Annotated in this window: 1 protein-coding gene; it reads left to right on the top strand. The window is 64.3% G+C overall.

Going from position 1 to position 1,202, the window contains the following annotated elements:
• A partial coding sequence (gene lpdA / locus D2T30_RS22855; RefSeq protein WP_128210653.1) for a dihydrolipoyl dehydrogenase occupies positions 1 to 1,202 on the top strand: 1,202 nt, incomplete at both ends.

The following is a 1,202-nucleotide window of genomic DNA, read 5'->3' as shown; positions in this document are numbered from 1 at the left end:
CATCTGGGCGGCATCTGCCTGAACTGGGGCTGCATCCCGACCAAGGCGCTGCTGCGCTCGGCCGAGGTGTTCCACCTGATGCACCGGGCGAAGGATTTCGGGCTGAAGGCGGGGGATATCGGCTTTGACCTCGACGCGGTCATCGCGCGCTCGCGCGGGGTGGCGAAACAGCTTTCGGGCGGCATCGGGCACCTGTTCAAGAAGAACAAGATCACCGTCATCATGGGCGAGGCGAGCCTGCCGAAAAAGGGCGTGGTCGCGGTGAAAACCGACAAGGGCAGCGAGGAGCTGACGGCGAAATCCATCGTCCTCGCCACCGGGGCGCGGGCGCGGACCCTGCCGGGGCTTGAGGCGGACGGCGACCTCGTCTGGACCTACAAGCACGCGCTGCAACCCAGGCGGATGCCGAAAAAGCTGCTGGTCATCGGATCGGGCGCGATCGGGATCGAATTCGCCTCGTTCTTCAACACTTTGGGCGCCGATACCACGGTGGTCGAGGTGCTGGACCGCGTGCTGCCGGTGGAAGACGCCGAAATCTCCACCTTTGCGAAAAAGCAGTTCGTCAAGCAGGGGATGAAGATCCTCGAAAAGACCACGGTGAAGAAACTGGATCGTGGAAACGGCAAGGTCACCGCGCATCTGGAAGACGCCAAGGGCACCACGACGCAGGATTTCGACACGGTGATTTCCGCCGTGGGCATCGTCGGCAATGTGGAAAACCTCGGGCTGGAGGCGCTTGGGGTCAAGATCGACCGCACCCATGTGGTGGTCGATGAATATTGCCGCACCGGGGTCGAGGGGCTCTATGCCATCGGCGACATCGCCGGGGCGCCGTGGCTTGCGCACAAGGCCAGCCACGAGGGCGTCATGGTGGCGGAACTGATCGCGGGCGGCCATCCGCATCCGATCAAGCCGGGCGCCATCGCCGGCTGCACCTATTGCAGCCCGCAGGTCGCCTCGGTGGGCATGACCGAGGAAAAGGCCAAGGCCGCGGGATATGAGATCAAGGTGGGCCGCTTCCCCTTCATCGGCAACGGCAAGGCGATCGCGCTTGGCGAACCCGAGGGGCTGATCAAGACGGTGTTCGACGCGAAAACCGGCGAGCTTCTGGGCGCCCACATGGTCGGCGCCGAGGTGACCGAGCTGATCCAGGGCTACATCATCGGCCGCACGCTGGAAACGACCGAGGCGGAGCTGATCGA

Origin of the sequence: Paenirhodobacter populi (genome assembly GCF_004022215.1) — a bacterium.
GTDB lineage: Bacteria > Pseudomonadota > Alphaproteobacteria > Rhodobacterales > Rhodobacteraceae > Rhodobacter > Rhodobacter populi.
This window is presented reverse-complemented; position numbering and strand designations above follow the sequence as displayed.